The sequence below is a fragment of the Schleiferilactobacillus shenzhenensis LY-73 genome, assembly GCF_000469325.1.
GTDB classification, from domain to species: Bacteria; Bacillota; Bacilli; order Lactobacillales; family Lactobacillaceae; genus Schleiferilactobacillus; species Schleiferilactobacillus shenzhenensis.
In genome coordinates, this window is record NZ_KI271595.1 from 67370 (window position 1) to 73106 (window position 5737).

At 57.2% G+C, this 5737-nt stretch carries 6 protein-coding genes; 4 read left to right on the forward strand and 2 right to left on the reverse strand.

Features of this window, described 5'->3' with window-relative positions; genetic code table 11:
• Positions 1-79: 79 nt before the first annotated feature.
• A complete protein-coding gene (locus L248_RS10230) occupies positions 80-631 on the reverse strand; it encodes a GNAT family N-acetyltransferase (RefSeq protein WP_342665177.1) in 552 nt (183 codons plus the stop codon).
• Positions 632-763: 132 nt separating this feature from the next.
• Here L248_RS10230 and nrdJ point away from each other — a divergent pair, with 132 nt between their 5' ends.
• From nrdJ to L248_RS10250, 4 genes are read left to right on the forward strand one after another with little or no spacing between them, the layout of a single operon-like run.
• A complete protein-coding gene (gene nrdJ / locus L248_RS10235; protein WP_022530140.1) occupies positions 764-2995 on the forward strand; it encodes a ribonucleoside-triphosphate reductase, adenosylcobalamin-dependent in 2232 nt (743 codons plus the stop codon).
• 33 nt (positions 2996-3028) lie between these two features.
• Positions 3029-3418: a DUF4430 domain-containing protein gene (locus L248_RS10240; RefSeq protein ID WP_245585303.1), complete on the forward strand. Its 390-nt coding sequence runs from the start codon at positions 3029-3031 to the stop codon at positions 3416-3418.
• Positions 3419-3961 (forward strand): ECF transporter S component, encoded by a 543-nt coding sequence (locus L248_RS10245; protein WP_022530142.1) that lies wholly within the window; start codon positions 3419-3421, stop codon positions 3959-3961. It abuts the gene before it with no gap.
• Positions 3958-4497, forward strand: coding sequence for a cob(I)yrinic acid a,c-diamide adenosyltransferase (locus L248_RS10250; protein WP_022530143.1), 540 nt, complete (start codon positions 3958-3960; stop codon positions 4495-4497). Before L248_RS10245 ends, L248_RS10250 begins: the two co-directional genes overlap by 4 nt.
• A gap of 50 nt (positions 4498-4547) precedes the next feature.
• On the opposite strand, the gene L248_RS10255 is transcribed toward L248_RS10250, so the two are convergent.
• Positions 4548-5660, reverse strand: a complete 1113-nt coding sequence (locus L248_RS10255) for a helix-turn-helix domain-containing protein (protein ID WP_040536191.1) — start codon at positions 5658-5660, stop codon at positions 4548-4550.
• Positions 5661-5737 lie beyond the last annotated feature (77 nt).

Consider the following 5737-nt stretch of genomic DNA (forward strand, 5'->3'; position numbering starts at 1 on the left):
ATATCCTGGTTCACGAGGCGGCTGTGCGAAGCACAACGCCGTATCGGCCCAAATCGCCGGGTCTCGCGGAAGCTCTTTTCTACCGCAATTCGCTGTAAGGAATAAACGGCTCCGGTGCCGCGTCGCCGGGGGTGAGGACCTTGGTCAGCCAGACGACGTCCCACCACTGGTCCAGCTTGTAGGCAAAGTGCGGAAAAACGGCGGTCTGGCGGAAACCGTCGCGTTCGTGGAAGGCGATGGAGCGCTGGTTGCCGGCCGTGATGCAGGCCCCCAGGCTGACGACGTGCTGGCGCTGCAGCTCGGCTTCCAGGGCAGTGTACAGCTGGTGCCCCGTCCCGTGGGCCAGTTTGGTCTGGTCCACATAGACCGATACCTCCGCCGCCCAGTCGTAGGCGGTCCGAAAGCTGTACGCGCTGGCGTAGGCATAACCAACGATGGTCCCCGGCCCAGTAGCGGCGACCAGATACGGATAGCGCACCAGCGTCGTGCGAATCCGCCGAGCAAATTCGGCGGTATCCGGGGGTGTACATTCCATGGTGATGGCGGTGGACTTGACATAGGGGGCATAAATGGCAGCCAGGGCGGGGGCATCCGCTGGCGTGGCGGGACGAATTTTTATGGGGATGATGATCCGCTTCTTTCATTAACTGTCTTCCCAGTGTACCGCCGGATGAGTAAATTTGTAACACACTACATCTTGATACTGGCTACCTGGTAAGATACCATATGTTGTGTTAATCATTTCTGAAAGGGAGTCATTGCCATGCCTGTTGCTGCTACCCAAACAAAAACTGTCATCACCCTGCCCCAAGATTACGTTGACCAGATCAAGGCCACTGTTCAGCCCCACTGGGGACCGCTGGGCTGGGTCACTTACAAACGCACCTATGCCCGCTGGCTGCCAGACCAAAAGCGGACAGAAAACTGGGATGAAACCGTCAAGCGGGTCGTCGAGGGAAACATCAACCTGGACCCGCGGCTGCACCAGGCGGACGTTGATCCAGCGGTCGTGGCCGCCCTCAGCCAAGAAGCCCGGGACTTGTTTAAACTGGTCTACGGCTTGGCGGCCACCCCCTCTGGCCGCAACCTGTGGATCTCCGGTACGGACTATCAGAAACGCAACGGCGATGCCTTGAATAACTGCTGGTTCATTGCTGTCCGTCCGCAACCTTACGGGGCCAGTCACATCGTACCGCTTTACCTGCAGCCGGATCAGCCCGCGGTCTCCATGCCGTATTCGTTCATGTTTGACGAGTTGATGAAAGGCGGCGGCGTCGGTTTCTCCGTCGTCCAAGATAACATCCGGCAGATTCCTGCCGTGGCCCACGCCATCGATCTGACCGTGGTCATTTCTAAAAACAGCGCCTCCTACGCTGACGTCTTGAAACTGGGGGCGGTGGATAAGGACGACTGGCTGGCCCAGCACGACGCCAGTGCCGGCCGTTACTACACCCTGCCGGACACGCGGGAGGGCTGGGTGCTGGCCAACGCCAACTTGATCGACCTGCACTTCGCCAGCACGAATCCCGAGGGCTTGACGCAGCTGGTCCTCGATGTCAGCCATATTCGGCCCAAGGGGGCCCGCATCCACGGCTTCGGCGGCACCGCGTCTGGTCCGATGCCCTTGATCGAGATGCTGTATGATATTAACAGCGTCTTGAACGCTAAGGCCGGGGCCCGCTTAACAGCGGTGGACGCCACCGACATCGGCAACCTGATCGGCAAGACCGTAGTCGCCGGCAATGTCCGCCGCTCAGCCGAAATGGCCCTGGGCTCGGCCGACGATCAAGACTTCATCACGATGAAGCAGGATAAGCAGAAGCTGTATCATCACCGCTGGGCCTCCAATAATAGTGTCGCCGTCGACTCCGACTTTGACGGCTACGCTCCCGTCGCGGCCGCCATTGCCAAAAATGGCGAGCCGGGGATCGTCAACCTGGCCCTTTCTCAACACTACGGCCGCCTGGCTGATGGGGCACGGTCTGACGCCGATCCCACCGTGGAAGGGACCAATCCCTGCGGGGAGATCTCGCTGGCCAACGGTGAACCGTGCAACCTGTTTGAGGTCTTTCCCTATGTCGCCGGCCAGCAGCATTGGGACTTGCCCCAGGTCTTCCGGCTGGCCACCCGGTTCGCTAAACGGGTGACGTTCAGCCCGTATGACTGGGCCGTTTCTCGGCGCGTTATCCAAAAGAACCGGCGCATCGGTATCTCCATCTCCGGGGTCCAGGATTGGTTCCTCCACGACTTCGGCGGCCGCGTTGTGACCGGCTTCGCGGCGGACGGGACGCCCCGCTACGATCCGCGCATCGTGCGTGCCGTGGACGGGCTCTACCAAAGCGTGGTCCAAGCCGACCGGGATTACTCCGCCGCCCTAGGCTGCCAGCCGTCGATCAAGCACACCACCGTGAAGCCCTCGGGCACCGTGGCCAAGCTGGCCGGCGTTTCTGAAGGCATGCACTTCCACTACGCGGGTTACCTGATCCAGCGTATTCGCTTCCAGGATAACGACCCGCTTCTCCCCGCCCTCAAGGCTTGCGGTTACCACATCGAGCCGGACGTCTACACGAAGAACACGATGTGCGTCGAATTCCCGATCCGGGCGGCCCACGCCGACAGCCCGTCCTTCGCCTCCGCGGGCACGGTGGCCATCGCCGAGCAGTTTGCCACCCAGGCCTTTCTTCAGAAATACTGGTCTGACAACGCCGTCAGCTGCACGATCACCTTCCAGCCCAAGGAAGCCGCTCAGATTGCCCCCTTGTTACGCCAGTACCGCCACGCCATCAAGTCCACGTCCCTGCTGCCATACATCGGCGCCGGCTTCAAGCAGGCACCCAAGGAGCCGATTGATAAGGCGACGTACGAAGACAGAAAAGCAGCCATCACCGACGACGTCGCCGCCGTCTTCGCTGCCCAAAATGACAATCACGATAAAAAGGACATCGCCTTGGTCGACCAGACCGACTGTGCCGGCGGTGCCTGCCCTGTTAAATAACGTACCCATATCTTCAGGAGGAAATCATTCATGGTGAAAAAAATCGTCCGTAATCTGCTCGTTCTCTTCGGCTTCGTTCTGCTGCTCAGCGGCTGTTCCACTGGGGCCAGCGCCCAATCTCAGAAAAAAGCGCCGGCCACGGTCACCGTCACGTATACCCTGCAGCAGAACAAGAAGACCTTCGCCCAGAAAAAGATCCAGGTCCCTAAAAAAGACGCGGTGGTCCTGACCGGGCTCAAGAAGGGCTGGCACGTGAAGGAGAGCAAAGGGTTCATTACCAGCATCGCCGGGAAGAGCCAAAACGTCGCTAAAAAGACCTATTGGTTGTACACCGTCAACGGTAAAATGGCGACGAAGGGCGCCAGCCAGGAGAAGGTCAAGGCCCGTGACAGGGTCGTCTTCAACCTGGCCCCGACCAAATAAATGGCCGCTGCCCATGACCGCACCCGCCAGGTGACCTTGCTGGCCATGCTCACCGCCCTGTGTGTCGCCCTGCGGATCGTGAAGATTCCGATTCCTAACGTTCAGCCAGTGACCGCGATCCTCATGCTGGTCACGCTCCAGCTCGGGCTGGGCGCCGGTCTCCTGCTGGCGGTGAACACGATGGTCCTGTCCAATATCTTCCTGGGGTTCGGTATCTGGACGATTCCCCAAATCGGGGCCTACGCCGGGTGTATCCTAGTCGTCGGCCTGCTGGCCCGCTGGACGCCGCTGCGCCGCTGGTTTTGGGCGCAGCTCGCCGTCTGCGGCCTGCTCGGCTTGCTCTACGGGTTCCTGGTCAGCGCGGGGATGGCGGTCTTCGGCCAGCTCAGTGGTTTAGGCTTCTGGGCCTATTACATCGCCGGCCTGCCCTTCGACGGGTATCATGCGGCAGGCAACCTCGTTTTCTACCCCTTATTGAAGAAACCTCTGGCGGTCGCCTTGCAGCACTACCAGCACCATGGTCAAGGAGGATCCGTGCAATGAAAATCTATACCAAAACCGGTGACGGCGGCACTACCCGGCAAATGACCGGCCGCTTCGTGCCCAAGTATGACCCGCAAATCGCCGCGCTAGGTGATCTGGACGAGCTGGATTCCTGGCTCGGGGTCGTGGCCGCCAACGCCACCACGGCGGAAAAAGCTTGGTTAGTCCCCGTCCTGACCCGCTTGCAGCGGGAGCTCTACGCCCTCCAAGCCGACATCAGCGTGCCGCGGCACCAGACAATCACCGAAGACCATGTACACGCCCAGGAAGCGGCCATTGACCGAATCATGGCCGCCATACCGCCAATCAATGCCTTCATCCTGCCGGGCGGCACACCCACGGCAGCGGGTTTACAGTACGCCCGCACCGTGGCGCGCCGGGCAGAGCGGTCGGTGGACGCCCTGAACGACACCCAGCAGGCCGTCGGCGCCCCCATCCTGCACTACATCAACCGCTTATCGGACTACCTTTTTGCCCTCGCCAGAGAAGCTAACTGGCGGGCAGGCCAGGAAGAATTGCGCAGCAAGGCAGAATAACAAAAACAGCACCGCTACTCGGTCGCAACCGAATGGTAGTGCTGTTTTTGTCAATCGTCATTCTGCCATCGGTAATGAACCTTTAAGTCACTGCAAACAGAATAGGGCAGCAGGCCCGCTCTTTGTAAGCGGCCAACAACAATGCCTTCATGAATGCCGACCTTTTGCGCAAAGGCAAGAATCTGTGAACGACCAAAGGAGCCCACTTCAACGAAACGTTTCCAATCCGGTTCGGGAATCAATTTATTGGCCGCCCATTGATCAGCCTCACGTTCTTCTTTACTGTCTAAATACTCTGCTTTTTTCAGTGTATAGAACATCTTTTTTGAATGGAGAACAAGATGAGCAAGCTCGTGAAATAAGGTAAACCATAACACATCGTTGGTTTTATATCGCAAACTCAACTCGATAATTGCCTTGGGATACGGTGACAGCCACCGCGTTAAGCCACTGACCCGACTCCCTTTTAATTCAGGAACGAGTACAACAGCAACACCAAAGTCGGCAGCAATATGTTGTAATTCCGGTATAAAAACTGATGGTCGAGTTTCGCGTGTCAATGCCCGTAGGCGCGTGACTGAATCAACCAATCTCCTCCGATCAAATGGTGCAGTGTCGATTTCTTCAGCCTCGATTGTTCCCTGCTGAATCCAGGCATGCAAAGCGTACTGGTTCACCGAGTAATGCTTGACATCAATTCTGTATGCCCCTTCAGACAATGGGTCCGATTCCATCACTTCTTCAAAAGCAGAAAAATCTGCAAAGCGGAAAAATTTAAGCAAGTTCTCCAGTCGCTTACTCTTTTCTCTTTCCTCTGGCACCATCCCGGCCTTAACCATCTCAGAGTATGGAAAGTGTTTTGTATAATCTAATTTTTCATTCAATACTTTTTTCTGTTCCTGCCGTTCAAGAAACTCTCGGTATTGTTTTTCCAAAGAATTCCAAAACGGTGCAGGTACATGAAAAATCAATTCTAACTGAGCGGCAATCCTGGGCGTCAACGGTGCCTTGCCATTAATCAGCTTCGATACGCTCTTTGGGGTGATTCCCAATCGTTGTGCGAGGTCGTCCTGGGTCATGCTTAACGCATCAAGAGTTTCCTTAATTGTCTCGCCAGGTGCAGTCGCGTAGTCCGGTGTCACAACAAATCCGTTAGTTGCCATGGTAATCAATCACTCCCTTGATCCCCAATAATTCATGAAGGTGGCGAAAATGGATAGAGACGTACAAAATCTTGGAA

What these genes read in the sequence shown, in the direction of transcription:
- nrdJ (WP_022530140.1), top strand. Translation starts at nt 764, where the DNA reads ATGCCTGTTGCTGCTACCCAAACAAAAACTGTCATCACCCTGCCCCAA.
- L248_RS10245 (WP_022530142.1), top strand. Translation starts at nt 3,419, where the DNA reads ATGGCCGCTGCCCATGACCGCACCCGCCAGGTGACCTTGCTGGCCATG.
- L248_RS10250 (WP_022530143.1), top strand. Translation starts at nt 3,958, where the DNA reads ATGAAAATCTATACCAAAACCGGTGACGGCGGCACTACCCGGCAAATG.
- L248_RS10255 (WP_040536191.1), bottom strand. Translation starts at nt 5,660, where the DNA reads ATGGCAACTAACGGATTTGTTGTGACACCGGACTACGCGACTGCACCT.